The organism is Burkholderia sp. SR8 (assembly GCF_052851275.1).
The window spans coordinates 240,224-263,891 of the sequence record NZ_JAULUC010000008.1 but is presented as its reverse complement, the minus strand read 5'-3'; the positions used below and the strand labels follow the sequence as shown (position 1 = coordinate 263,891).

Sequence of the window (23,668 nt, the reverse complement as noted above, 5' to 3'; positions counted from 1 at the left end):
GACGAATCTCGCAGCATCGATTGCAGCGCCCGCCAGTCCGGCACACACAGGGCCGGACGACATGGAAGCGAAACCTCCCCGCCGCACCCGCGAACGGATTCTCGAGTTGTCGTTGAAACTCTTCAACGAGATCGGCGAGCCGAACGTCACGACCACGACGATCGCCGAGGAAATGGAAATCAGTCCAGGCAACCTGTACTACCATTTCCGCAACAAGGACGACATCATCAACAGCATCTTCGCGCAGTTCGAGCAGCAGATCGAACGGCGGCTGCGCTTCCCCGAAGATCACCGTCCGACGATCGACGAGACCTGGTCGTACCTGCAGTACATGGCCGATTTCATGTGGACCTACCGGTTCCTGTATCGCGACCTCAACGACCTGCTCGCACGCAACCGCACGCTCGAAACGCATTTCAAGCAGATCATCAGCCACAAGGTGCGCTTCGCGCACGACATGTGCGAGCTGCTCGTGTCCGATGGCGAAATGGTCGCGACGCCCGCCGAGATCGAAGTCATCGCCACCAACATGGCCGTGATCTCGACGTACTGGCTGTCGTATCAGTACGTGATGCACCCGCGCAAGTACAACGACCAGGACGCGATCCGCGAAGAGCTGCACCAGGTCAGCATGCACGTGATCTCGGTCATGGCGCCGTACCTGCGCGGCCGGTCGCGCCAGCTGTTCGACGATCTCGTCTCCGGCAAGCTGCCGAAGCGCCAGTTCACCGACTACCTGCCGCCGCGCGACGGTTCGCCGCGCCCGGCGGGCAGCCCGGTCGTGACCAAACCCGCCGCGAAGGATACGAAACAATGAAGGCAGTCTGCGTGTATTGCGGCTCGTCGTCCGGCGCGCGGCCCGTCTATGCGGATGCCGCGCGCGCGTTCGGCCGTGCGCTCGTCGACGCGGGCCTGACGCTCGTCTACGGCGGCGGCCGCGTCGGCCTGATGGGCGTGATCGCCGATGAAGTGATGGCGGCCGGCGGCCGCGCGGTCGGCGTGATTCCCGAGCTGCTGGTCGACAAGGAAGTCGGCCATACGGGGCTTTCCGAGCTGCACGTCGTGCCCGACATGCACCACCGCAAGAAGATGATGGCCGACCTCGCCGACGCGTTCGTCGCGATGCCCGGCGGCGCCGGCACGCTCGAGGAACTGTTCGAGGTCTACACGTGGGCGCAGCTCGGCTATCACCGCAAGCCCGTCGCGCTGTACAACATCGATTCGTTCTACGATCCGCTGATCGCGCTGCTGCGCCATACGGTCGACGAAGGCTTCATGCGCGCGACCTACTTCGACGCGCTGTGCATCGCTTCCGAGCCCGTCGCGCTGATCGAACAGCTGCGCGGCTATCAGCCGCCCGCCCGCGACAAGTGGGCATCGGGCGCGGCCAAGTAACGCTTTTCCGGAGCCGCACGCGATGTCCGCACCATCCGAGCGCAAGGCCGTCCTGATCACCGGCGCGAGCCGCGGCATCGGCCGCGCGACCGCGGTGCTCGCGGCCGCGCGCGGCTGGGACGTCGGCATCAACTACGCGCGCGACGCGGCGGCCGCCGAGCTGACCGCGCAGGCCGTGCGCGATGCCGGCGCACGCGCGTGCGTGGTCGCCGGCGACGTCGCGAGCGAAGCGGACGTCGTCGCGATGTTCGACACGGTGACGGCCACGTTCGGCCGCCTCGACGCGCTCGTCAACAATGCGGGGATCGTCGCGCCGTCGATGCCGCTCGCCGACATGCCGGTCGACCGGCTGCGGCGGATGTTCGACACCAACGTGCTCGGCGCATACCTGTGTGCGCGCGAAGCCGCGCGCCGGCTGTCGACCGACCGCGGCGGGCGGGGCGGCGCGATCGTCAACGTGTCGTCGATCGCGTCCCGGCTCGGTTCGCCGAACGAATACGTCGACTACGCGGGCTCGAAGGGCGCGGTCGATTCGCTGACGATCGGCCTCGCGAAGGAACTCGGCCCGCACGGCGTGCGCGTGAACGCGGTCCGTCCCGGCCTGATCGAGACCGACATCCATGCGAGCGGCGGCCAGCCGGGCCGCGCGGCGCGCCTCGGCGCGCAGACGCCGCTCGGCCGCGCGGGCGAAGCGCAGGAAGTCGCCGAAGCGATCGTCTGGCTGCTCGGCGACGCGGCGTCCTATACGACGGGCGCCCTGCTCGACGTCGGCGGCGGGCGCTGATCGTGCCCCGTAAAACGCCCAAATGGGCCGTCTGAAGCCCGCCGCGGTCACGACACCACAAATCTCCACAATATCGTGACGCTTTCAGTAAACATTCGTAACAGATCCGTGCTTTACTAGCGCCGAGTCGAACAGTCGGTCATCCGGCTGTCATTTCGCCACGATGCGACCCTTAATGGTCCGGCCCATGTCGCCGGACCGGCTTGACCCGACCGAGATCTTTTCCATGCCAGGAACCGCAGCGCCCGGCCGGCGACGCACGTCCGTGCCCGCTCCGGCCACGCCCGCCCGCTCAGCCGCCGATCCCGACCTCAGCTCGACACTCCATGCCGCCGGCACGCCCGCCGCGTCCGACACGGCCGCGCCGGACGCCTCCCGCGATCGCTTGCTGGGGCTCGGCTGGCGCGTGTGGCTGCTGGTCGCCGCGCTCGTCTGCGCGTATACGCTGCCCGGCGTGCTCGGCCACGATCCGTGGAAGCAGGACGAAACCTACACGTTCGGCATCATCCAGCACATGCTCGAGACCGGCGACTTCGTCGTGCCGACCAACGCCGGCCTGCCGTTCATGGAAAAGCCGCCGCTCTACGCGTGGGTCGCGACGAGTCTCGCATGGCTGCTGCAGCGCGTGATGCCGCTGCACGACGCCGCACGGCTCGCGAGCGCGTTGTTCGCGGTGCTCGCGTTCGGCTTCATCGCACGCGCGGCGCGCACTGCGAGCCGCGCCGAGCGCTGGCTCGACCTGCGCGTGATCGGGCCGGTCGTGCTCAGCGCCGGCACGCTCGTCGTCATCAAGCACGTGCACGACATGATGACGGACGTCGCGCTGTTCGCCGGCACCGCGATCGGCTTCTGCGGACTGCTCGAACTGGTGATGCAGCACGTCGCACGCGGACGGCAGATGCAGCACGGGCTGCCGGTGCGGCCGGCCGGCCGCTGGGCCGCGCCGATCTTCGGCGCGGGCGTCGGCATCGCGCTGATGGCGAAGGGGCTGTTCGTGCCGCTCGTGTTCGCGGCCACGGTCACGGGCGCGCTCGTGCTCTACCCCGCCTGCCGTACGCGCGCGTTCGCGCGCTCGCTCGGCGTCGCCGCGCTCGTGTTCGCGCCGTTCGCGCTGATCTGGCCGACCGCGCTGTTCCTGCGCTCCGAAACGCTGTTCATGACGTGGTTCTGGGACAACAACGTCGGCCGCTTCTTCGGCTTCTCGGTGCCGGAACTCGGCGCGGAAAACGACAAGCCGTTCTTCATCCTGCGTGCGTTCCTGCTGGTCGGCTTCCCGGTCGCGCCGCTCGCGATCGTCGCGCTCGCGCGCGGCGCCTGGCGCGACTGGCGCACGCCGCGCATCGCGCTGCCGGTGCTGTTCGCGGGCATCGGCCTCGCGGTGCTGCAGGTGTCGGCGACCTCACGCCAGCTCTACATCCTGCCGTTCTTCGCGCCGCTCGCGCTGGTCGCCGCGCAGGCGATCGAGCGCCTGCCGCGCGGACTGCATCTCGCGTGGGACTACCTGAGCCGTCTGCTGTTCGGCACCGTCGTCGCGCTCGCGTGGGGAATCTGGGCGGTGATGGCCGATCCGAATGCATCGCACGCGAGCGTCGCACTGCTCGGCCGCTGGCTGCCGCTCGACTGGACGATGCCGATCGTGCCAGCGCTCGTGCTCGGCGCACTCGTGCTGACGGTCGGCTGGCTGACGCTGCTGCCGAAGCTGCGCACGACCGGCCCGTGGCGCGGCGCGCTGTCGTGGGGCGCGGGCGCGCTGGTCGCATGGGGGCTCGTGTATACGTTGCTGCTGCCGTGGCTCGACGTCGCGAAGAGCTACCGCTCGGTGTTCGACGACCTGAACGCGCATCTGGCGCTCGAATGGAGCGACGGCGACTGCATGGCGAGCCTGCACGGGCTCGGCGAATCCGAAGCGCCGATGCTGTACTACTTCTCCGGGATCCAGCACACGCCGATCGACGACGCGAAGACGACGCGCTGCACGTGGATGATCGTCCAGGGCGTGCGGGCCGTCGATCCGGCACCGGGCAGCGAATGGAAGCTGTTCTGGACCGGTGCGCGCCCGGGCGACAACGAGGAACTGCTGCGCGTCTACGTGCGCACGCCCGAGGAACACGGCGTGCAGTAACCGAAACCGGCGCCGCTCGACGGCGCCGTCGTCATCCGCCCGGCGGCTGACGGAAGCTGCCGCGCGCGGCGCGAGAAAGCGGCTTCACTTCGGCCGCGCCGCCTCCCCGGCCCGTCAGAACGACGAACCCGGCTGCCGCAGGAAGGCCGCCTCGTCGTCGGTCGACGTACGGCCGAGGATCGCGTTGCGGTGCGGGAACCGGCCGAAGCGCTCGACCACGGCCGCGTGGCGCAACGCGTAGTCGTGATAGCTCTCGCATCCGGCCTCGCCGCGAATGCCCGCGCACAGCCGCACCGCCTCCCGCTGGCTTTCATCCGATTCGTCATGCTCGAACGGCAGGTACGCGAACGCGCGGTGATGGCCGCTCGGCAGCTGCGCGTCCCACCCCGCCGCGACGACCCGCCGAGCAAGCGCCAGCGCCTTCGGATCGGCGGCAAACGCGCGCGGCGTGCCGCGATGGATGTTGCGCGAGAACTGGTCGAGGACCACGATCAGCGCGAGCGCGCCGAGCGGCGTGCGCGCCCAGTGGTCGCACGCGCCGTCGCATGCGGCGTCGAGCAGCGCGCCGTAACGCGTGCGCAGCTCGTCGTCGAACGCCGCGCCGCCGTTGAACCACACCTTGCGCGCGTGGCCGAACGCCGCCGAATCCGGCGCGCCGAACCAGAAATCGAGAATCTCGCGCGCTTGCGGATCGAGCGCCGCGGCGCCGTCCGTCCGGTGATGGTCGTCGATCGTCATGCAAACTCCAGTACGAGGCGCCGTGTCCGCGCGCTCTTCTTTTCAAGTTTCGCGACCCGCAGGTCGCCGATTTCCAACGTATTGCGCACGTGCGTGCCGCCGCACGGCTGCAGGTCGATGCCGTCGATCCGCAGCAACCGCACGCGGCCGAGCCCCATCGGCGGCTTCACGCTCATCGTGCGCACGAGTTCGGGCCGCTCGGCCATTTCCGCGTCGGTGATCCATTCGGTCGTGACCGCATGCGCGCCGTGCACCAGCGCCGCGAGGCGGCGTTCGACGTCGGCGCGGTCGATCGCGTCCGACGTCGCGAAATCGAGCCGCACGTAGTCGGCCGTCACGCTGCAGCCGTCGACCGGATACGGCAGTACCGCGCACATCAGGTGCGCAGCCGTATGCAGCCGCATGTGCCGGTAGCGGCGCAGCCAGTCGATGTCGGCGACCACGCGCGCGCCGGGTGCGAGCGCCGCGAGGCGCGCCTCCTGGCCGGCTGCCGGCACGTGCACGGCATCGTCGGGCGTGGCGCCGTCGAACTTCGCCTTGCGCGTGTCGGCGATCGCGATCGTGCTGCCGTCGCGCAGCGTCAGCGTGCCGCTGTCGCCGGCCTGCCCGCCGCCGAGCGGATAGAACACCGTGCGATCGAGCCGGATGCCGTCATCGCCGACGGCCGCGACGATCGCGTCGCACTGCGTCAGATATGCATCTTCGCGAAACAGGGCCTGGGTCGTCATCGGGCGAGCCTCGTATCGATGGGGAAACGGTCAGTGTCGCGCCGCGCCGGACAGCCGCCCAGACGCAGATCGGCCGGCAGCCGGACAGCAGCGTACCGGTCGATCAACCGGGCCGGTTGCGCATCCAGTCGGCCGTGTCGTAGAACGAATGCATCAGCCGTTCGCGCAGCGGCTCGGCAAGCCCGATGTCGTCCATCGCCCATGCCATGCAGCGCAGCCACTGGTCGCGCTCGACCGACGCGATCGGGAACGGCAGGTGCCGCGCGCGCAGCCGCGGATGGCCGAACCGGCTGATGTAGTGGTCGGGGCCGCCGAGCCAGCCGCACAGGAACCAGAACAGCTTGTCGCGCGAGCCGTCGAGCGACGCCGGATGCAGCGCGCGAATCTCCGCGAACTCGGGTTCGAGATCCATCAGGTCGTAGAAGCGGTCCACCATGTCGCGCACGCGGGTTTCGCCGCCCACGAGCTCGAACGCCGTCGGCTGCGACGGCGCTTCATCATTCACATCGGTCATACGGATAATCGGAAACGGGATGGTCGGGGCCGCCGGCGACGCTCATGCGTCGCGCAGCGACTGCAGCGCCGGGCGCCGCAACACATTATGCAGGCTCAGCCAGCCGGCCGCACCGGCGCACGCGACGCCGGCCGCGATGCCAGCCGGCACGAGCCACGGATCGACGGCGAGCTGGAAGTCGAACACGCGCGACGCGAGCACCCAGCCGACCGCGATCGCGCCCGCCGACGCCAGCGCGCCCGCCAGCGCGCCGACGACGACGAATTCCGCGCGCTGCACCGCATTCACCTGCGCACGCGACGCGCCGAGCGCGCGCAGCAGCGCGGCCTCGCGCACGCGCTCGTCGCGCGAGCCGGCGAGCGCGGTGTACAGCACGAGCACGCCGGCCGCGAGCGTGAACGCAAACAGGAACTGCACCGCGCCGACGACCTGCAGCATCATCCGCTGCAGCTGCGCGAGGATCGGCGCGACGTCGATCGCCGTCAGGTTCGGGTAGCGCGCGATCAGCGGATCGAGCAGCGCCGCCTGCGCGGCCGGCAGGTGGAAGCTCGTCAGGTACACGGCCGGGAAATCCTTCAGCACCGGCGGCGGCATCAGCACGAAGAAATTGACGCGAAACGAGCCCCAGTCGAGCTTGCGCACGCTGGTGATCGGCGCGTCGACGGTCAGCCCCGTCACGTCGAAGCGCAGCGTGTCGCCCGGCTTCACGTTCAGCGTCTTCGCGAGCCCGGCCTCGATCGAGATCTGCGGCCGCGCCGAATTGCCGAACCAGTCGCCTTCGACGATCCGGTTGTCCGCCGGCAGCTCGGTCGTATACGACAGGTTGAACTCGCGGTCGACGAGGCGGCGCGCTTCGTCGGACGGATACGCATCGGGATTCACCGGCTTGCCGTTGATCGCGACGAGCCGGCCGCGCACCATCGGCGCGGGCACCGCGTCGCGCACGCCGTGCGCGGCGAGCCACGCGGCGACGTCGTCGCGCTGGTCGGGCTGGATGTCGATCAGGAACTGGTTCGGCGCGTCGGGCGGCGTCGACTGCCGCCAGCCGGCGACGAGGTCGTTGCGCGTGATCGCGATCAGCAGCAGGCACATCAGGCCGAGCGCGAGCGCGGTGATCTGCAGCGCGCTCGCCGTGCCGCGCCGGTGCAGCGATGCAAGCGCGTAGCGCCAACCGATGCCGGCGGCCACGCGTGCATTGCGCACCGCGCGCGCGGCGGCGTACAGCACGAGCCGCACGATCAGCGCGAACCCGACCAGCGCGCCCGCGAACCCGCCCGCGACGATCAGGCCGAGCTTCAGGTTGCCGGCCGCGACGATCAGCAGCCCCGCGAACAGCACGACGCCGAGCGCGTACGCGGCCCACGCGGTGCGCGCCGCGTCGCCCCAGTCGCGGCGCAGCACGCACACCGGCGGCACGCGCGTGAGCGGCGCGAGCGGCGGCAATGCGAAGCCGAGCAGCAGCACGAGCGCGGCGCCGATTCCGACGAGCGCCGGCCAGAGCGTCGGCGGCGGCAGCACGACGTCGATCAGGCCGCCGAGCGCGGCGAGCAGCGCCCAGTGGCCGCCGTAGCCGAGCACCGCACCGGCGACGCCCGACACGATGCCGATGCCGGCGAATTCGAGCGCGAACAGCGCGCCGAGCGTGCGCCGGCTCACGCCGAGACAGCGCATCGTCGCGCAGCCGTCGAGATGGCGCCGCATGTAGCGCTGCGCGGCCATCGCGATCGCGACCGCCGCGAGCAGCGCGGTCAGCAGCGCGACGAGCGTCAGGAAATGGCGCGCGCGATCGAGCGTCTGGCGCACTTGCGGCTGGCCTTCCTGCAGCGATTCGAGACCGACGCCGCGCAGCTTGCCGCCGTCGACGCGACCGTGCGCATAGGCCTCGAAGCGCGCGACGGCCGGCGTGTCGCCGGCGACCAGCAGCCGGTACGTGACGCGGCTGCCGTAGCCGGTGAGCCCCGTCGCCGCGAGTTCGTCCGCGCGCATCATCAGCCGCGGCGAGAAATTGACGAACGAGAAGCCGCGATCGAGTTCGCGGGAGATCGACGCGGCGACCGTGAACGTGCGCAAGCCGACGCGCACGGTGTCGCCCGCCTTCAGATGCAGCGCATCGAGCAGCGCGGGATCGGCCCACACGGTGCCGGGCGCGGGAATCGCGGTCGCCTTCAGCGCGACGCGCGCGCCGGCCGGCACGATCTCGACTGCGCCGCGCAGCGGATAGCCGGGAGACACGGCCTTCACGGCCGCGAGGCGTGAAGGCGCCGCGCCGCCCGCCTGCGCGCCGGCGGCCGGCGCGATCATGCTCGGGAAGATCGCGGTCGTCGCGGTGCGCAGCCCGAGCGCGCGCGCTTCGCGATCGAACGACGGATCCACCGGATGGTCGGCGCGCACGACGAAATCGGCGCCGAGCATCTGGCGCGCGTCGCGCTCGAGCCCCTGCCGCAACCGGTCGGCGAGAAAGCCGACGCTCGTCAGCGCGGCGACGGCCAGCACCAGCGCCAGCACGAGCAGCGTGAGCTCGCCGGCGCGCCAGTCGCGCGCGGTCATGCGCGCGGCCTGGCGGATCAGGTCGTGCCAGCCGAAGCGGCCGGCATGGGCAGGCCGCCCGGCCGGCGCGTCAGTGTGCCGCGGCTCGACGGGTGACGGCGCCTTCAATCGCGCTTGCCCCCGATCGAATTGAGCCGCGACACCATGTGGTTCGCCATCCCGCGGAAGCCGCCCGACACGCCGCGCCACAGACGCGGCAACGCCCACGCCGATGCCGCGATGAACGCCGCGAGCAGCACGAGGAACGCGAGCGGCACGAAGAACGCGAGCGCGAGGCCGCCGAACACGAGCCCGTCCTCGGTGGACGATGCGACCCAGTTCGAGATCGGTTCGGGAGACAGGTTGATCAATGCGCGCGTGCCGGCCTTCGCGACGTGCGCGGCACCGGCGAGCGAACCGCCGGCGAGCCCGGCGACCGCGAGCACCGTCGGGTCGGCATGGCCGAGCGCGCCGGCGGCGAGCACCGCGCCGGCCGGGATGCGGATGAACGTGTGCACGGCATCCCACAGCGAGTCGAACGCGGGGATCTTGTCGGCAAGGAATTCGGTGACGGCGAGCACGGCGGCAGCGCCGATGACCCACGGCGACGTCAGCACCGCGAGCGTATCGGGCAGATGGAGCCAGCCGACCCGCGCGAGCACGCCGGCGATCAGCACCGTCAGGTAAAGGCGCAGCCCGCTCGCCCACGCGAGCCCCGCGCCGAGCGAAATGGCTTCGATCATGGCCCTCTCCTTGCACTTTCCGTGCGATTTGCCGATTGATCGGATCGAGTCGGTATGACCGGCCGCGCGGCGCGTGGCGACCAGTGCCGCGTGCCGCGCACGGCACGACGGCATTCAGGCCCGAATACGTTCCATTATAGACAGGCTCTCGGGAGGGCCGGCGCAATTCCGCGGTGCATCACGGACGGGTGCGGGTGCGGGTGCGGGTGCGGGTGCGGGTGCGGGCAAGCGGCGCGCGGCGGCGCCCGCCGCGTCGGCATGTCGGCGTCAGGCGGCCGACGACAGTTTCAGTCCGATCAGCCCGATCACGATCAGCGACGCGCTCGCGACGCGGGCGACGGTCAGCGCCTCGCCCATCATCACGATGCCGAACACGAACGCGCCGACCGCGCCGATGCCCGTCCATACCGCATACGCGGTGCCGAGCGGCAGCTGGCGCATCGCGACCGCGAGCAGCCCGAAGCTGGCCAGCGCCGTGACGATCGTAAACACCGATGGTCCGAGTTTCGTGAAGCCCTCGGACGATTTCATGCCGGCCGCCCAGGCCACTTCCAGCAAACCGGCGATCAACAACAATACCCACGCCATCTCGACGTACTCCGTACCGGATGGGGCCGTCCCCGTTGAAGCGAATGACCCGCGGTCGTCCGCGGGCGGCGCCGAGTATAACAAGACGCTTACGAGGCTGCCGGATCGAGCCGGCGCCGGCCGGCCGTCGCGGGCGCCGCCGCGGTATGGCCCGGAAAGCGCTTTCCCGCCGCGCTCAGTCGCTCTGCGACGCGCGCCTGGCGCCGACGCCGCCGACGCAGCGGTCGTCGCGGTACAGCGCCCATTCGTCGCACACGCGGCCGTCCTTGAACACGCACATCCCGACCTGCCCGCGCGGCAGGTTGCGGATCACGTGCCGGCCGCCGAGCTTCTCGCAATTGACCGACGCGGGATTGGCGAGCGCCGCGCGCGGCGGCGCGGAAGGCTGCTGCCCCGGCGGCAGCGGCTGCGCGAGCGCGCCGGACGCGGCAAGCGCCAGCGCAGCGATGACGACCAGACGGACGGACATTGCACGCTCCTCGGATTCGTTCGCGGAACGGTCAGCATAGCGGGGAATGCGCGGCCGGTGTGCTTGGCACGCGCCCGCGGCGGCAGTGTCGCGCCGATGCCACTTCACCGGCCTGCGGCCTTGCATTCCGGCCGCATCACGCGGCATGGCGGCACGTCACGCGGCGCCGACGAGCCGGTAGCCGACGCCCGTTTCGGTGACGATGTGCTCGGGCTGCGCGGGATCGCGCTCGAGCTTCTGGCGCAGATGCGCCATGTAGATGCGCAGATAGTGCGGGCTTTCGACGTGCGACGGCCCCCACACGTCGCGCAGCAGCTGCCGGTGCGTGAGCACGCGCCCCGCGTGCCGCACGAGCGTCGCGAGCAGCCGGTACTCGAGCGGCGTCAGATGCACGATCTCGCCATCGCGCCACACCTGGCGCAGCGCGAGATCGACCGTCACGTTGCCGAAGCCCACCTTCGGCGACTCGTGCGCGCCGCCCTGGTTGCGCCGGCGCAGCTGCGCGCGAATCCGCGCGCGCAGCTCGGACACGCCGAACGGCTTGGTCAGGTAGTCGTCGGCGCCCGCGTCGAGCGCGGCCACCTTCTCCTCTTCCTGCGTGCGGGCCGACAGCACGATGACCGGCACCTCGGACCAGCCGCGCAGCTCGCGGATCACGTCGAGGCCGTCGGTGTCGGGCAGACCGAGGTCGACGATCACGAGATCTGGCTTGCGCGTCGCCGCGTCGATCAGCCCCTGCTTGCCTGTCTCGGCCTCGAACACTGCGATGTCCTCCTCCTCGAGCGCGGCGCGCACGAAGCGGCGGATCTGTTTTTCGTCCTCGATCAGGACGACGGTCAGGCTCGGTTCACTCATGGTCTGGCAAGGGCTCGGAGGAAGACGGCGCGCCGGGCGCGTCGAGGTCGTCGTCGGGTACGGCGGGCACGGGCGGCGGCGTGTCGACCGGCAGCGTGAACCAGAAGCGCGCACCCGTCACGCGGCCATCGGGCCCGGTACGGTTGAGCGCGCCGATTGTACCGCCGTGCGCGTCGACGATCGCGCGGCAGATCGCGAGGCCCAGGCCGATGCCGGGCGTCGCCGACTCCTTCTCGCCGCGCGTGAACTTGTCGAAGATCCGCGTTTCCATCCCGGCCGGCAGGCCGGGGCCGTGATCGTCGACGTACACGCGCACGAACGCCTGGCCGGCGTCGGTCACGCGTTCGGCGCCGATGTCGATCGGCGCGTCGGCCGGCGTGTACTTCGCCGCGTTCTCGAACAGGTTCGCGAACAGCCGCTCCATCAGCACCGCGTCCGTCTGCAGCAGCGGCAGGTCGGCCGGCAGCGCGACGTGCACCGGATGGCGCGCGAGCACGCGCTTGCACGCGGCGAGCGCAGCGCCGACGGTTTCCTCGAGCAGCGACCACTGGCGCTTGAGCTGCAGGCTCCCGGCCTGCAGACGCGCCATGTCGAGCAGGTTCGTGACGATTCCGGTCATCCGCAGCGCCTCGTCGTGGATCGCGTCGACGAGCTCGGCTTCGCGTTGCGCGGACCGCTCGGCCGCCGCGTCGCCGGCCGGCGCGCGGGCCGCGGCCGCGCGGCCGTTCGCGAGCATCGACGAAAAACCGACGATCGTCGTGAGCGGTGTGCGCAGGTCGTGCGAGATCGCCGACAGCAGCGAGTTGCGCAGCCGTTCCGATTCCATGCTGACGAGCGCGTCGCGCGCGATCTCGACGTAGTGCACGCGTTCGAGCGCAAGCGCGATCTGCGCGGCGAACGCATCGAGCATCCGCTGCTGCTCGGGCACCTCGAGTTCGCGCGGCTCGCGCGAGGCGACCGCGAGCACGCCGCGCGTGCGCATCGGCGCCTTCAGCGGCAGGTACAGCGCGGCGGTCGCGGGCAGCGTGTCGGTGCCGCGGCCGGCCGGCTTCTGCTGGTCGTACACCCACTGGCCGACATCGCTGTCGAGGTCCGCGCCGGTCAGCGTCACGGCCGCGTCGGGCTCCTCGATCTTCTGCCGCACCTGGTCCGCGCTGTCGGGCAGCAGGAACGCGACGCGCGCGCGGAACACCTCGCTCACGTGCCGGCTGCCGATCTCGACGATCTGCTCGGTCGTCAGTGCCGCGCCGAGTTCGCGCGCCATCGCGTAGATCGCGCCCGTGCGGCGCTCGCGGTGCTGCGCGACGCTCGCCTGGCGCGTGAGCGTCGACGTCAGGTGGCTGATCACGAGCGACGTGAGCAGCATCCCGAAGAAGGTCAGCAGATATTGCGTGTCGCTGACCGAGAACGACATCCGCGGCGGCACGAAGAAGAAGTCGAACGCGGCGACCGACAGGAACGACTGCAGCACGCCCGGGCCACGCCCGAGCCGCACGGCCGAGAACACGACGCCGAGCAGGTACAGCATCACGAGGTTGGTCAGGTCGAGCCGCGCGGACACGACGCTCGCGACGCCGGTAATCGCCGCGCAGATCGCGGCTGCATACACATAGTGGCGCGGCGGCGAACGCCGCGTGCCGAACTGCGCGAACGCATCGCGCCAGTCGCGGGCGCGCGCGTCGCGCGGCGCCGCCCGCGCGTCGTCGCTCGCCGATGCGCGGATCAGCATCAGGTCGACGTCGCCCGCGCGCTCGGCGAGCCGCTCGCCGAACGGCCGCGCGAAGCGGCGTGCGAGCCCGACCTTCGACGAGCCGCCCGCGACGATCTTCGACACGTTGCGCACCTTCGCATAACCGATCAGCGCGGCGAGCGCGTCGTCGCCGGCGAGCGTGGCCGTCTCCGCGCCGAGCTCGGCCGCGAGCTTCAGCGCGTCGAGCGTGCGCTGCCGTTGCGCGTCCGGCAGCCGCTGCAGCCGCGGCGTCTCCACGTATACGGCGATCCAGTCGGCCTTCACGCTCGTGGCGAGCCGCGCGGCCGCGCGCACGAGCGTCGGCGCTTCGGGGCCGGGCCCGACGCAGACGAGCAATCGCTCGCGCGCCTGCCAGATGCGCTGGATCGAACGGTCGGCGCGGTACTCGCGCATCTGCGCGTCGACGCGATCGGCCGTGCGCCGCAGCGCGAGTTCGCGCAGCGCGATCAGGTTGCCCTTGCGGAAGAAGTTGCGCACCGCGCGCTCGGCCTGCTGCGCGAGATAGACCTTGCCGTCGCGCATCCGCTCGAGCAGTTCCTCGGCCGGCAGGTCGACCAGCGTGACCTCGTCGGCCGCGTCGAACACGCGATCGGGCACGGTTTCCCATACGCGAATGCCGGTGATCGCGCCGACCACGTCGTTCAGGCTTTCGAGATGCTGGACGTTGACCGTCGTGTACACGTCGATACCCGCGTCGAGCAGTTCGTAGACGTCCTGCCAGCGCTTCAGATGACGTGCGCCCTGCACGTTCGAGTGCGCGAGTTCGTCGACGAGGATCAGCTGCGGCGCACGCGCGAGCGCGCCGTCGAGATCGAACTCGCCGAGCGTGCGGCCGCGATACTCGATGCGCGCGAGCGGCAGCACGTCGAAGCCGTCGAGCAGCGCCGCGGTTTCGCTGCGGCCGTGCGTCTCGACGATGCCGACGACGACGTCGACGCCGTCCTGCAGCCGCTGGCGCGCGGCCTGCAGCATCGCATAGGTCTTGCCGACACCGGCGGACGCGCCGAAGAAGATCTTCAGTTGGCCGCGCCGCTGCTTTTCTTCATCGCGCTGCAGCTTGTCGAGGAGTTGGTCGGGATCGGGGCGGTTCATGCGTCAGGATGGCGAAGCGCCGGTTGGCGCGCGGGATACACGCATTGTGGTTCCAAATCGCTGCAAAAGGCAAAGACGGCGCATGCGCCGTCGGTCAATGCCGGCGCGGCGCGCAGCATGCCGCGCCGCGCCGCGAGGCCGTCGCTCAGTGCGCGGCTTGCGCCGCGTCGAGCGCGAGGTTCAGCTTGAGCACGTTCACGCGCGGCTCGCCGAGCACGCCGAACTGGCGGCCCGTCGTGTTCGCGGCGACGAGCTGCGCGACCGCGTCGGTCGTGAGCTTGCGCGCCTTCGCGACGCGCTCGACCTGGTACGCGGCGGCGGCCGGCGTGATCTCCGGATCGAGGCCGCTCGCGGACGCCGTCACGAGGTCGGCCGGCACGGGCTTCGACAGGTCGGTACCCGCGTCGCGCAGCGCGGCGATGCGCGCCTTCACCTGGTCGGCGAGCGACGGATTCAGCGGGCCGAGGTTCGAGCCGCCGGAGCCGGCCGCGTTGTACGGCATCGGCGACGTGGCCGACAGCCGGCCCCAGAAGTACTTCGGCGCATCGAACGACTGGCCGATCAGCGCGGAGCCGACCACCTTGCCGTCCCGCTCGATCAGGCTGCCGTTCGCCTGCGACGGGAACACGGCCTGGCCGAACACGGTCATCGCCGCCGGGTAAGCGAGCCCCGTCACGGCGGTCAGTACGACGAAGATCACGACGAGCGGGCGAAGCAACGTTTTCATGATGGTTGTTCCTTTCAGGTATCGCGCATCACGCCCAGCCGAGCGCGGCGAGCGTCATGTCGATCAGCTTGATGAACGGGAACGGCAGCAGCACGCCGCCGAGGCCGTACACCAGCAGGTTGCGGCGCAGCAGCGACGCGGCGCCGAGCGGCCGGTACGTGACGCCCTTCAGCGCGAGCGGGATCAGCGCGACGATGATCAGCGCGTTGAAGATCACCGCCGACAGGATCGCCGACGCGGGCGACGTGAGGTGCATGATGTCGAGCACCTTCAGCTGCGGGTACGTCGTCACGAACGCGGCCGGGATGATCGCGAAATACTTCGCGATGTCGTTCGCGATCGAGAACGTCGTCAGCGAGCCGCGCGTCATCAGCATCTGCTTGCCGATCTCGACGATCTCGATCAGCTTCGTCGGGTTCGAATCGAGGTCGACCATGTTGCCGGCCTCCTTCGCCGCCTGCGTGCCGGTGTTCATCGCGACGGCGACGTCGGCCTGCGCGAGCGCCGGCGCGTCGTTGGTGCCGTCGCCCGTCATCGCGACGAGGCGCCCGGCCGCCTGGTGCTCGCGAATCGTCGCGAGCTTGGTTTCCGGCGTCGCTTCCGCGAGGAAGTCGTCGACGCCCGCCTCCGCCGCGATCGCCGCGGCCGTCAGCCGGTTGTCGCCCGTCACCATCACCGTCTTGATGCCCATCTTGCGCAGTTCCGCGAAGCGCTCCTTGATGCCGCCCTTCACGATGTCCTTCAGCTCGATCACGCCGAGCACGCGCGCGACGCCGTCCTGCAGCTCGGCCACGACGAGCGGCGTGCTGCCGCGGCGCGCGACGTCGTCGACCGCGCGGCGCACCTCGTCCGGGAAGCGGCTGCCGTGCGTCTCGACGTAGCGGCGGATCGCATCGGCCGCACCCTTGCGGATCTCGCGGCCGCGCGCGCCGGCGGACGTCCCCTGCGGGGCGAGATCGACGCCGCTCATCCGCGTCTGCGCGGAAAAGCCGAGGAACGTCGCATGCAGTTGCGCCATGTCGCGCTGACGGATGTTGAAGCGCTCCTTCGCGAGCACGACGATGCTGCGGCCTTCCGGCGTTTCGTCGGCAAGCGACGACAGCTGCGCGGCGTCGGCGAGTGCTTCCTCGGTCACGCCCGGCGCCGGCACGAACATCGACGCCTGACGGTTACCGAGCGTGATCGTGCCGGTCTTGTCGAGCAGCAGCACGTCGACGTCACCGGCCGCCTCCACCGCGCGGCCCGACGTCGCGATCACGTTCGCCTGCATCATCCGGCTCATCCCGGCCACGCCGATCGCGGACAGCAGGCCGCCGATCGTCGTCGGGATCAGGCACACGAGCAGCGCGACGAGCGCGGTGATCGTCACCACGTGGCCGGACTTCATCGCCTCCACCGAGAACATCGAGAACGGCAGCAGCGTCGCGGTCGCGAGCAGCATCACGATCGTCAGCGCGACGAGCAGGATCGTCAGCGCGACCTCGTTCGGCGTCTTCTTGCGCTTCGCGCCTTCGACCATCGCGATCATCCGGTCGAGGAACGCCTCGCCCGGGTTCGCGGTGACCGTCACAACGATCCAGTCGGACAGCACGCGCGTGCCGCCCGTCACCGACGAGAAGTCGCCGCCCGACTCGCGGATCACCGGCGCGGATTCGCCGGTGATCGCCGATTCGTCGACCGACGCGACGCCGTCGACGACTTCGCCGTCGGCCGGGATCACGTCGCCGGCCTCGACCAGCACGACGTCGCCTTTACGCAGGTCGGACGCGGTCGTGATGCGGATCGGCGACTTCGGGTGCGGCTCGTTCAGCTTCTTCGCCATCACGTCCTTCTTCGCGCTGCGCAGCGACGCGGCCTGCGCCTTCGAACGCCCTTCGGCGAGCGCTTCGGCGAAGTTCGCGAACAGCACGGTGAACCACAGCCACAGCGCGATCGCGAGGATGAAGCCGGCCGGCGCCTCGGCCTGGCCGGAGAGTGCCGCGATCCACAGGATCGTGGTCAGGATGCTGCCGACGTACACGCAGAACATCACCGGGTTGCGGAACTGCGTGCGCGGCGTAAGTTTCTTGAACGAATCCACGATCGCCGGACGCAGCAGCGCCGGATCGAACATGGACCGTGTTGCGGAATGTTGAGTCATTGCGATCTCTTCAGCTTTTTCAATGTATCGCCATGCGGACGGGTCAGGCGCCCAGCCACATCATCAGATGCTCGACGCCCGGGCCGAGCGCGAGCGCCGGCACGTAGGTCAGCGCGCCCACCAGCATCACGGTACCGAGCAGCAGCACGACGAACAGCGGGCCGTGCGTCGGCAGCGTCCCGCTCGTCACCGCGATGCGCTTCTTCGCGGCGAGCGAGCCGGCGATCGCCAGCACCGGCACGATCGTGCCGAAGCGGCCGAACCACATCGCGATCGCGGTCATCCAGTTGTAGAACGGCGTGCCGACCGTCAGGCCCGCGAACGCGCTGCCGTTGTTGTTCGCGGCCGAGCTGAACGCATAGAGGATTTCCGAGAAGCCGTGCGGGCCCGGGTTCGCGATGCCCGCCTTGCCCGCGTCGGCGAGCACGGCGATCGACGTGCCGACCAGCACGAGCAGCGGCGTGAGCAGCACGACGATCGACACCATCTTCATTTCGTACGACTCGATCTTCTTGCCGACGTATTCGGGCGTGCGGCCGATCATCAGGCCGGCGACGAACACCGCGAGCAGCGCGAACACGAGCATCCCGTAGAGGCCGGAGCCGACGCCGCCGTAGATCACTTCTCCGAGCTGCATCAGCAGCATCGGCACGAGGCCGCCGAGCGGCGTCAGCGAGTCGTGCATCGTGTCGACCGCGCCGCACGACGCGGCCGTCGTCGCGACCGTGAAGATGCCGGTCTGCGCGATCCCGAAGCGCGTTTCCTTGCCTTCCATGTTGCCGCCCGGCTGCAGCGCGCTCGCCGACTGGTCGACGTGCAGCGCGGCGAGCGTCGGGTTGCCACCCTGCTCGGCGCTGATCTCGACGCCGACCGCGACCGCGAACGCCACCGTCATCGCCGCGAGCACCGCGATGCCCTGCCGCCGGTCGCCGATCATCCGGCCGAACACGAGGCACAGCGCGGCCGGGATGATCAGGATCGCGAAGATCTGCACGAAGTTCGCGAACGGCGTCGGGTTCTCGTACGGATGCGCGGAGTTCGCGTTGAAGAAGCCGCCGCCGTTGGTGCCGAGCATCTTGATCGCTTCCTGCGACGCGACCGGGCCCATCGAGAGCGTCTGCTTCACGAGCGGGGTTGGCACCGTGACCGGATTGCCCTTGTCGTCCTTGATCGCGTTGCCCTGCGCGTCGAGCTTCGGCGCCGCGTAGGTGCTCGCCTGCAGCACCGGCACGTCCTGGTACGCCTTCATGTTCTGGATCACGCCCTGGCTCATCAGCAGCGCGGCGATCACGACCGACATCGGCACGAGCACGTACAGCGTCACGCGCGTGAGGTCGACCCAGAAATTGCCGATCGTCTGCGCGGTGTGACGCGCGAAGCCGCGGATCAGCGCGATCACGACGACGATGCCTGTGGCCGCCGACAGGAAGTTCTGCACGGTCAGGCCGAGCATCTGCGTCAGGTAGCTGACGGTCTGCTCGGGCGTGTAGTCCTGCCAGTTCGTGTTGGTGACGAAGCTGACGGCCGTGTTGAACGCGCCGTCGACGGTCATCGCGCCGAACTGCTGCGGATTGCCCGGCAGCAGGCCCTGCAGCCGCAGCAGGCCGTAGAGGAACAGCGCGCCGAGCGCATTGAACGCGATCGTCGCGAGCGCGTATTGCTTCCAGTTCATTTCGGTGCCGGCATCGACGCCGGCGATGCGGTACAGCGCGCGCTCGAGCGGCCCGAACACGCGCACCGCGCGCGATGTGCCGTCCATCACACCCGTCAGGTAGCGCGCGACCGGCACGGCCGCGGCCAGCAGCACGACGATGAACAGCAGCGTCTGAAACAGGTTGTTCGCGTTCATTCGATGTCCTCCGCGCGCAGCAGCGCAAAGACGAGATACGCGAACAGCAGCGCCGTCGAGGCGCCGGCCAGCCAAAGCATCCAGCTCATGCGCGCCCCCCGCGGCCGTATTGCGCGAGCTTCTCGCAACCGGCGATCAAACCGAGGATCAGCGCGGTGAAGACCACCAGTGCGCCGATGAAAACCCCATCCATTTTTGTTCTCCATCGTCGAAATCGGACGACTGGAACGTTATGGGAACGCGCGTAAAGGACGGGACAAAGGTGATCGGCCCGGTATAAAAAACGCGTAAACGCGTGCGGCGCGGAGCGGCAGGCGCAACGGTTGGCGCGACTTCGGCGGGTCGGGAGACAGGACGGGCGGCACACCGGTGCCGCCCGCCATGGAACGTGCCGGCGTGATGCCGGCACGGAGGGGATGCGTCAGGGAACGAGGACGGTCGAGCCGGTGGTCTTGCGCGACTCGAGGTCGGCATGCGCGCGACCGACTTCCGCGAGCGGATAGCGCTGGTTGATGCTCGTCTTCACGTTGCCCGACAGGATCACGTCGAACAGCTCGGCGGCCGCGGCTTCGAGATCGGCACGCTTCGCGATGTACGAGAACAGCGTCGGCCGCGTGAAGAACAGCGAGCCGCGCGACGAGAATTCCTTCGAGTCGATCGCCGGCAGCGGGCCCGACGCGTTGCCGAAACTGACGAAGTAGCCGAGCGGCGCGAGGCAGTCGAGCGAGCCGATGTAGGTGTCCTTGCCGATCGAATCGTAGACGACCGGCACGCCCGCGCCGTTCGTGATCTCCTTCACGCGCTGCGTGAAGTTCTCGCGCGTGTAGACGACCGGATGATCGCAGCCGTGCGCCTTCGCGAGCGCGGCCTTCTCGTCCGAGCCGACGGTCCCGATCACGGTCGCGCCGAGCGCCTTCGCCCACTGGCACACGAGCAGGCCGACCCCGCCGGCCGCCGCGTGGATCAGGATCGTGTCGCCGGCCTTCACCGGGTACGTGCGGCGCAGCAGGTAGTGCGCGGTCAGCCCCTGCAGCATCACCGACGCCGCGTCGTCGTAGCTGATCCCGTCCGGCAGCTTCACGACACGCTCGGCCGGCATCACGCGCTCCTGCGCATACGCGCCCGGCGGCTGCCCGACATACGCGACGCGGTCGCCGGCCTTCAGCGCGGTCACGCCGTCGCCGACGGCCGTCACCTCGCCCGCCGCCTCCATCCCGAGGCCGCCGGGCAGCGGCTGCGGATAGAGGCCCGTGCGGAAATACACGTCGATGTAGTTGAGCCCGACCGCGTGCTGCCGGATGCGGACTTCGCCCGCCTTCGGCTCGCCGACCTCGACATCGACCCACTTCATCACGTCCGGGCCGCCCGGCTGGTCGTATCGGATTGCTTTCGGCATCGTTTCGCTCCTCGTTTCAGAATCGGTCAGGGGATAGTCGGGCCGCGGGCGTGCGGACCTGCGCCGGCCGCTGCGCGCCGCGACGCCCGATTCTCGCGCGTCGCCGCCGCGCGTGCATGGCCCTGCCGTCAGCAGGGGCAATCGGGCTCGCCGGCGATCAGCACACGTCCTGCATGTTCCGCGCCAGATCGTCGAGCAGCATCCGCGCGGTTGCGACGTTGGTCGCGACCGGCACGTCGTGCACGTCGCATGCGCGCACCAGCGCGGTGATGTCCGGATCGTGCGGCTGCGCGGTCATCGGGTCGCGCAGGAACACGACGATGTCGACGCGGCCGTCGGCCAGCTCCGCACCGATCTGCAGGTCGCCGCCGAGCGGCCCCGACAGCTTGCGCTCGACGTCGAGCCCGTGCGCGGCGGCGATGCGGCCGCCGGTCGTGCCGGTCGCGACCAGCCGGCATTGCGCGAGCGTCTCGCGGTACTGGCCCGCGAGCGCGACGATCTCGTCCTTCTTCGCGTCGTGCGCAATCAATGCGATGCGGGGTTTGCTCATCTCCGTTCCTTCGTCGTTCAGTGGTTGTCGTAATCGTGAATGGCGCGGCGCGCGTCGGGCATCAGAACGTGCCCGGATACGCACCGCCGTCGAGCAGCCAGTTCTGCCCGGTGATGTAGCCGGCATGCACGCTGCACAGGAACGCGCATGCCGCGCCGAATTCCGCGCGCGTGCCGAGCCGTCCGGCCGGGATATCCTTGGTGCGGCGCGCGCGCAGTTCGTCGACCGTCACGCCCTGCGCCTGCGCCGATGCGGCGAGCGTCGTCGCGATCCGGTCGGTGTCGAACAGCCCCGGCAGCAGGTTGTTGATCGTCACGCCCTGCCCCGCGACCTTGCGCGACAGCCCCGCGACGAAGCCGGTCAGCCCCGAGCGCGCGCCGTTCGACAGCGCGAGCACGTCGATCGGCGCCTTCACGGCCGAACTGGTGATGTTGACGATCCGGCCGAAGCCGCGCGCGATCATCCCGTCGATGGTCGCGCGGATCAGCTCGATCGGCGTCAGCATGTTCGCGTCCAGCGCGCGGATCCAGTCGTCGTGCGAGAAATCGCGGAAGTCGCCCGGCGGCGGGCCGCCGGCATTCGTCACGAGAATGTCCGGCTGCGGGCACGCGGCGAGCGCGGCCGCGCGCCCGTCGGGCGTCGTGATGTCGCACGCGACCGCGGTGATCGACACGTCGGACGCGGCGCGGATCTCTTCCGCGGTTTGTTCCAGCGTGTCGCGCGTGCGCGCGACGATCACGAGATTCACGCCCTCGGCGGCCAGCGCTTCCGCGCAGCCGCGCCCGAGCCCCTTGCTCGCCGCGCACACGAGCGCGGTCTTTCCTGCGATGCCGAGATCCATCGTCGATTCCTTTGTGGCGACGCGCGCCGGCGCCTGCCCGCCGCGGCGCTGGACCGGCGACCGGACGCGAACGGCCGGAAGCCGGCCGAGCACCGGCCGAGAACCGGCGAACGCGGCGCGCGGATTGTCGTGAGACGTCGATAATATCCGGATCGCGCGGCGCGCCTTGCTAAAATTGCGGCCATAAGCGGCAACCGGCCCAGCGCCGCCGCCCCCGATCCTCTTTTGCCGCCAAGGCACCCCGTCATGAAACAGGACAGCCGTTTCCCGAACCTCTTCATCACCGATCACCCGCTGATTCAGCACAAGCTCACGCACATGCGCGACAAGGACACGTCGACGCGCACGTTCCGTGAACTCCTGCGCGAGATCACGCTGCTGATGGGCTATGAGATCACCCGCAACCTGCCGATCACGACGAAGCGGGTCGAAACCCCGCTGGTGGCGGTCGACGCGCCGGTGATCGCGGGCAAGAAGCTCGCGATCGTGCCGGTGCTGCGCGCAGGCATCGGGATGTCGGACGGCCTGCTCGACCTGGTGCCGTCCGCGCGCGTCGGCCATATCGGCGTGTACCGCGCCGAAGACCACCGTCCGGTCGAATACCTGGTGCGCCTGCCCGATCTCGAGGATCGCATCTTCATCCTGTGCGACCCGATGGTCGCGACCGGCTATTCGGCCGTGCACGCGGTCGACGTGCTCAAGCGCCGCAACGTGCCGGCCGCGAACATCATGTTCGTCGCGCTGGTCGCCGCGCCCGAGGGCGTGCAGGTGTTCCAGGACGCGCACCCGGACGTGAAGCTGTTCGTCGCGTCGCTCGACTCGCACCTGAACGAGCACGCGTACATCGTGCCGGGCCTCGGCGACGCGGGCGACCGCCTGTTCGGCACGAAGAACTGACGGGGACGCCCCCGCAGGCACGCCGGGACGGCCCGTCCGGCCGTTCGGCCATGCGCGGCGGCCCCGAAGCGGCGGCCGCCGCGTGATAAAATCACGTTCCACTCGACACGCGCGGCCCCGCGGCATCACGCCCGCCCACACGGCCGCCGATTCAACGACACATTGGCACAATCGCCCGCGCGAGCGCGCCCGGGCACGGAGAAAGGTATGGCTGGTCATTCGAAATGGGCCAACATCAAGCATAAGAAGGCAGCGGCCGACGCGAAGCGCGGCAAGATCTGGACCCGTCTGATCAAGGAAATCCAGGTCGCGGCCCGCCTCGGCGGCGGCGACGCGAGCTCGAACCCGCGTCTGCGTCTCGCGGTCGACAAGGCGGCCGACGCGAACATGCCGAAGGACAACGTCAAGCGCGCGATCGATCGCGGCGTCGGCGGCGCGGACGGCGCGAACTACGAAGAAATCCGTTACGAAGGCTACGGCATCAGCGGCGCGGCGATCATCGTCGACACGCTGACCGACAACCGCACGCGCACGGTCGCGGAGGTCCGCCACGCGTTCTCGAAGTTCGGCGGCAACATGGGCACCGACGGTTCGGTCGCGTTCATGTTCGATCACGTCGGCCAGTTCCTGTTCGCGCCCGGCACGTCGGAAGACGCGCTGATGGAAGCGGCGCTCGAAGCCGGCGCGGACGACGTCAGCACGAACGACGACGGCTCGATCGAAGTGCTGTGCGACTGGCAGGCGTTCTCGGCGGTGAAGGATGCGCTCGAAGCCGCGGGCTTCAAGGCCGAACTCGCCGAAGTGACGATGAAGCCGCAGAACGAAGTCGAATTCACCGGCGACGATGCGGTGAAGATGCAGAAGCTCCTGGACGCGCTCGAGAACCTCGACGACGTGCAGGAGGTGTATACGAACGCCGTCATCGTCGAGGAATGACATGCCGGCCGCCGTGCGCATCGTCGCG

22 protein-coding genes are annotated in these 23,668 nt (G+C 69.8%); 6 read left to right on the top strand and 16 right to left on the bottom strand.

What is annotated here, in order from left to right; all coding sequences use genetic code 11:
- Positions 1–61: 61 nt before the first annotated feature.
- The 4 genes from Q3A80_RS13395 to Q3A80_RS13380 all read left to right on the top strand — a co-directional run bounded on the left by Q3A80_RS13395 (position 62) and on the right by Q3A80_RS13380 (position 4,301).
- Positions 62–817, top strand: coding sequence for a TetR/AcrR family transcriptional regulator (locus Q3A80_RS13395; protein ID WP_446329458.1), 756 nt, complete (start codon positions 62–64; stop codon positions 815–817).
- Positions 814–1,395: an LOG family protein gene (locus Q3A80_RS13390; RefSeq protein WP_446329457.1), complete on the top strand. Its 582-nt coding sequence runs from the start codon at positions 814–816 to the stop codon at positions 1,393–1,395. Before Q3A80_RS13395 ends, Q3A80_RS13390 begins: the two co-directional genes overlap by 4 nt.
- A gap of 22 nt (positions 1,396–1,417) precedes the next feature.
- Positions 1,418–2,179: an SDR family oxidoreductase gene (locus tag Q3A80_RS13385; protein WP_446329456.1), complete on the top strand. Its 762-nt coding sequence runs from the start codon at positions 1,418–1,420 to the stop codon at positions 2,177–2,179.
- Between the two features lie 226 nt (positions 2,180–2,405).
- On the top strand, positions 2,406–4,301 hold the full coding sequence (locus tag Q3A80_RS13380) for a glycosyl transferase (RefSeq protein ID WP_446329455.1): 1,896 nt from the start codon (positions 2,406–2,408) through the stop codon (positions 4,299–4,301).
- 114 nt (positions 4,302–4,415) lie between these two features.
- On the opposite strand, the gene Q3A80_RS13375 is transcribed toward Q3A80_RS13380, so the two are convergent.
- The 16 genes from Q3A80_RS13375 to Q3A80_RS13300 form a co-directional block, all read right to left on the bottom strand.
- Entirely contained in the window at positions 4,416–5,039 is a 624-nt protein-coding gene (locus Q3A80_RS13375) for a DUF924 family protein (RefSeq protein WP_446329454.1), read from the bottom strand.
- Entirely contained in the window at positions 5,036–5,767 is a 732-nt protein-coding gene (locus tag Q3A80_RS13370) for an alanyl-tRNA editing protein (protein ID WP_446329453.1), read from the bottom strand. The genes Q3A80_RS13375 and Q3A80_RS13370 overlap by 4 nt, the downstream gene beginning before the upstream one ends.
- A gap of 103 nt (positions 5,768–5,870) precedes the next feature.
- Positions 5,871–6,281, bottom strand: a complete 411-nt coding sequence (locus Q3A80_RS13365; protein WP_446329452.1) for a group II truncated hemoglobin — start codon at positions 6,279–6,281, stop codon at positions 5,871–5,873.
- A gap of 42 nt (positions 6,282–6,323) precedes the next feature.
- Entirely contained in the window at positions 6,324–8,828 is a 2,505-nt protein-coding gene (locus tag Q3A80_RS13360) for an ABC transporter permease (protein ID WP_446329508.1), read from the bottom strand.
- Positions 8,829–8,932: 104 nt separating this feature from the next.
- Complete coding sequence (locus Q3A80_RS13355) at positions 8,933–9,550, bottom strand: DUF4126 domain-containing protein (protein WP_040144699.1); 618 nt, start codon at positions 9,548–9,550, stop codon at positions 8,933–8,935.
- 267 nt (positions 9,551–9,817) lie between these two features.
- Positions 9,818–10,138 (bottom strand): quaternary ammonium compound efflux SMR transporter SugE, encoded by a 321-nt coding sequence (gene sugE / locus Q3A80_RS13350; protein WP_446329451.1) that lies wholly within the window; start codon positions 10,136–10,138, stop codon positions 9,818–9,820.
- A gap of 175 nt (positions 10,139–10,313) precedes the next feature.
- Entirely contained in the window at positions 10,314–10,607 is a 294-nt protein-coding gene (locus Q3A80_RS13345; protein ID WP_446329450.1) for a putative hemolysin, read from the bottom strand.
- 156 nt (positions 10,608–10,763) lie between these two features.
- Entirely contained in the window at positions 10,764–11,462 is a 699-nt protein-coding gene (kdpE, locus tag Q3A80_RS13340; protein ID WP_446329449.1) for a two-component system response regulator KdpE, read from the bottom strand.
- A complete protein-coding gene (locus tag Q3A80_RS13335) occupies positions 11,455–14,304 on the bottom strand; it encodes a DUF4118 domain-containing protein (protein WP_446329448.1) in 2,850 nt (949 codons plus the stop codon). The genes kdpE and Q3A80_RS13335 overlap by 8 nt, the downstream gene beginning before the upstream one ends.
- Before the next feature lie 145 nt (positions 14,305–14,449).
- Positions 14,450–15,031, bottom strand: coding sequence for a potassium-transporting ATPase subunit KdpC (kdpC, locus tag Q3A80_RS13330; protein ID WP_446329447.1), 582 nt, complete (start codon positions 15,029–15,031; stop codon positions 14,450–14,452).
- Positions 15,032–15,059: 28 nt separating this feature from the next.
- Complete coding sequence (kdpB, locus tag Q3A80_RS13325) at positions 15,060–17,171, bottom strand: potassium-transporting ATPase subunit KdpB (RefSeq protein ID WP_446329446.1); 2,112 nt, start codon at positions 17,169–17,171, stop codon at positions 15,060–15,062.
- 43 nt (positions 17,172–17,214) lie between these two features.
- On the bottom strand, positions 17,215–19,020 hold the full coding sequence (gene kdpA, locus Q3A80_RS13320; protein WP_446329445.1) for a potassium-transporting ATPase subunit KdpA: 1,806 nt from the start codon (positions 19,018–19,020) through the stop codon (positions 17,215–17,217).
- Positions 19,017–19,109 (bottom strand): K(+)-transporting ATPase subunit F, encoded by a 93-nt coding sequence (gene kdpF, locus Q3A80_RS13315; protein ID WP_040144707.1) that lies wholly within the window; start codon positions 19,107–19,109, stop codon positions 19,017–19,019. Before kdpF ends, kdpA begins: the two co-directional genes overlap by 4 nt.
- A gap of 332 nt (positions 19,110–19,441) precedes the next feature.
- On the bottom strand, positions 19,442–20,416 hold the full coding sequence (locus tag Q3A80_RS13310) for a quinone oxidoreductase family protein (protein ID WP_446329444.1): 975 nt from the start codon (positions 20,414–20,416) through the stop codon (positions 19,442–19,444).
- A gap of 157 nt (positions 20,417–20,573) precedes the next feature.
- Positions 20,574–20,966, bottom strand: a complete 393-nt coding sequence (locus Q3A80_RS13305) for a methylglyoxal synthase (RefSeq protein ID WP_034208002.1) — start codon at positions 20,964–20,966, stop codon at positions 20,574–20,576.
- A gap of 61 nt (positions 20,967–21,027) precedes the next feature.
- Complete coding sequence (locus Q3A80_RS13300) at positions 21,028–21,807, bottom strand: SDR family oxidoreductase (RefSeq protein ID WP_446329443.1); 780 nt, start codon at positions 21,805–21,807, stop codon at positions 21,028–21,030.
- 246 nt (positions 21,808–22,053) lie between these two features.
- Here Q3A80_RS13300 and upp point away from each other — a divergent pair, with 246 nt between their 5' ends.
- Complete coding sequence (upp, locus tag Q3A80_RS13295) at positions 22,054–22,704, top strand: uracil phosphoribosyltransferase (protein ID WP_006478229.1); 651 nt, start codon at positions 22,054–22,056, stop codon at positions 22,702–22,704.
- A gap of 207 nt (positions 22,705–22,911) precedes the next feature.
- Complete coding sequence (locus tag Q3A80_RS13290) at positions 22,912–23,640, top strand: YebC/PmpR family DNA-binding transcriptional regulator (RefSeq protein ID WP_446329442.1); 729 nt, start codon at positions 22,912–22,914, stop codon at positions 23,638–23,640.
- The last annotated feature ends 28 nt before the right edge of the window (positions 23,641–23,668 follow it).

Excerpts from the sequence above, each read along its gene's own strand:
- Q3A80_RS13395 (WP_446329458.1), top strand. The coding sequence starts at position 62 with ATGGAAGCGAAACCTCCCCGCCGCACCCGCGAACGGATTCTCGAGTTG.
- Q3A80_RS13390 (WP_446329457.1), top strand. The coding sequence starts at position 814 with ATGAAGGCAGTCTGCGTGTATTGCGGCTCGTCGTCCGGCGCGCGGCCC.
- Q3A80_RS13385 (WP_446329456.1), top strand. The coding sequence starts at position 1,418 with ATGTCCGCACCATCCGAGCGCAAGGCCGTCCTGATCACCGGCGCGAGC.
- Q3A80_RS13380 (WP_446329455.1), top strand. The coding sequence starts at position 2,406 with ATGCCAGGAACCGCAGCGCCCGGCCGGCGACGCACGTCCGTGCCCGCT.
- Q3A80_RS13375 (WP_446329454.1), bottom strand. The coding sequence starts at position 5,039 with ATGACGATCGACGACCATCACCGGACGGACGGCGCCGCGGCGCTCGAT.
- Q3A80_RS13370 (WP_446329453.1), bottom strand. The coding sequence starts at position 5,767 with ATGACGACCCAGGCCCTGTTTCGCGAAGATGCATATCTGACGCAGTGC.
- Q3A80_RS13365 (WP_446329452.1), bottom strand. The coding sequence starts at position 6,281 with ATGACCGATGTGAATGATGAAGCGCCGTCGCAGCCGACGGCGTTCGAG.
- Q3A80_RS13360 (WP_446329508.1), bottom strand. The coding sequence starts at position 8,828 with ATGACCGCGCGCGACTGGCGCGCCGGCGAGCTCACGCTGCTCGTGCTG.
- Q3A80_RS13355 (WP_040144699.1), bottom strand. The coding sequence starts at position 9,550 with ATGATCGAAGCCATTTCGCTCGGCGCGGGGCTCGCGTGGGCGAGCGGG.
- sugE (WP_446329451.1), bottom strand. The coding sequence starts at position 10,138 with ATGGCGTGGGTATTGTTGTTGATCGCCGGTTTGCTGGAAGTGGCCTGG.
- Q3A80_RS13345 (WP_446329450.1), bottom strand. The coding sequence starts at position 10,607 with ATGTCCGTCCGTCTGGTCGTCATCGCTGCGCTGGCGCTTGCCGCGTCC.
- kdpE (WP_446329449.1), bottom strand. The coding sequence starts at position 11,462 with ATGAGTGAACCGAGCCTGACCGTCGTCCTGATCGAGGACGAAAAACAG.
- Q3A80_RS13335 (WP_446329448.1), bottom strand. The coding sequence starts at position 14,304 with ATGAACCGCCCCGATCCCGACCAACTCCTCGACAAGCTGCAGCGCGAT.
- kdpC (WP_446329447.1), bottom strand. The coding sequence starts at position 15,031 with ATGAAAACGTTGCTTCGCCCGCTCGTCGTGATCTTCGTCGTACTGACC.
- kdpB (WP_446329446.1), bottom strand. The coding sequence starts at position 17,171 with ATGACTCAACATTCCGCAACACGGTCCATGTTCGATCCGGCGCTGCTG.
- kdpA (WP_446329445.1), bottom strand. The coding sequence starts at position 19,020 with ATGAACGCGAACAACCTGTTTCAGACGCTGCTGTTCATCGTCGTGCTG.
- kdpF (WP_040144707.1), bottom strand. The coding sequence starts at position 19,109 with ATGAGCTGGATGCTTTGGCTGGCCGGCGCCTCGACGGCGCTGCTGTTC.
- Q3A80_RS13310 (WP_446329444.1), bottom strand. The coding sequence starts at position 20,416 with ATGCCGAAAGCAATCCGATACGACCAGCCGGGCGGCCCGGACGTGATG.
- Q3A80_RS13305 (WP_034208002.1), bottom strand. The coding sequence starts at position 20,966 with ATGAGCAAACCCCGCATCGCATTGATTGCGCACGACGCGAAGAAGGAC.
- Q3A80_RS13300 (WP_446329443.1), bottom strand. The coding sequence starts at position 21,807 with ATGGATCTCGGCATCGCAGGAAAGACCGCGCTCGTGTGCGCGGCGAGC.
- upp (WP_006478229.1), top strand. The coding sequence starts at position 22,054 with ATGAAACAGGACAGCCGTTTCCCGAACCTCTTCATCACCGATCACCCG.
- Q3A80_RS13290 (WP_446329442.1), top strand. The coding sequence starts at position 22,912 with ATGGCTGGTCATTCGAAATGGGCCAACATCAAGCATAAGAAGGCAGCG.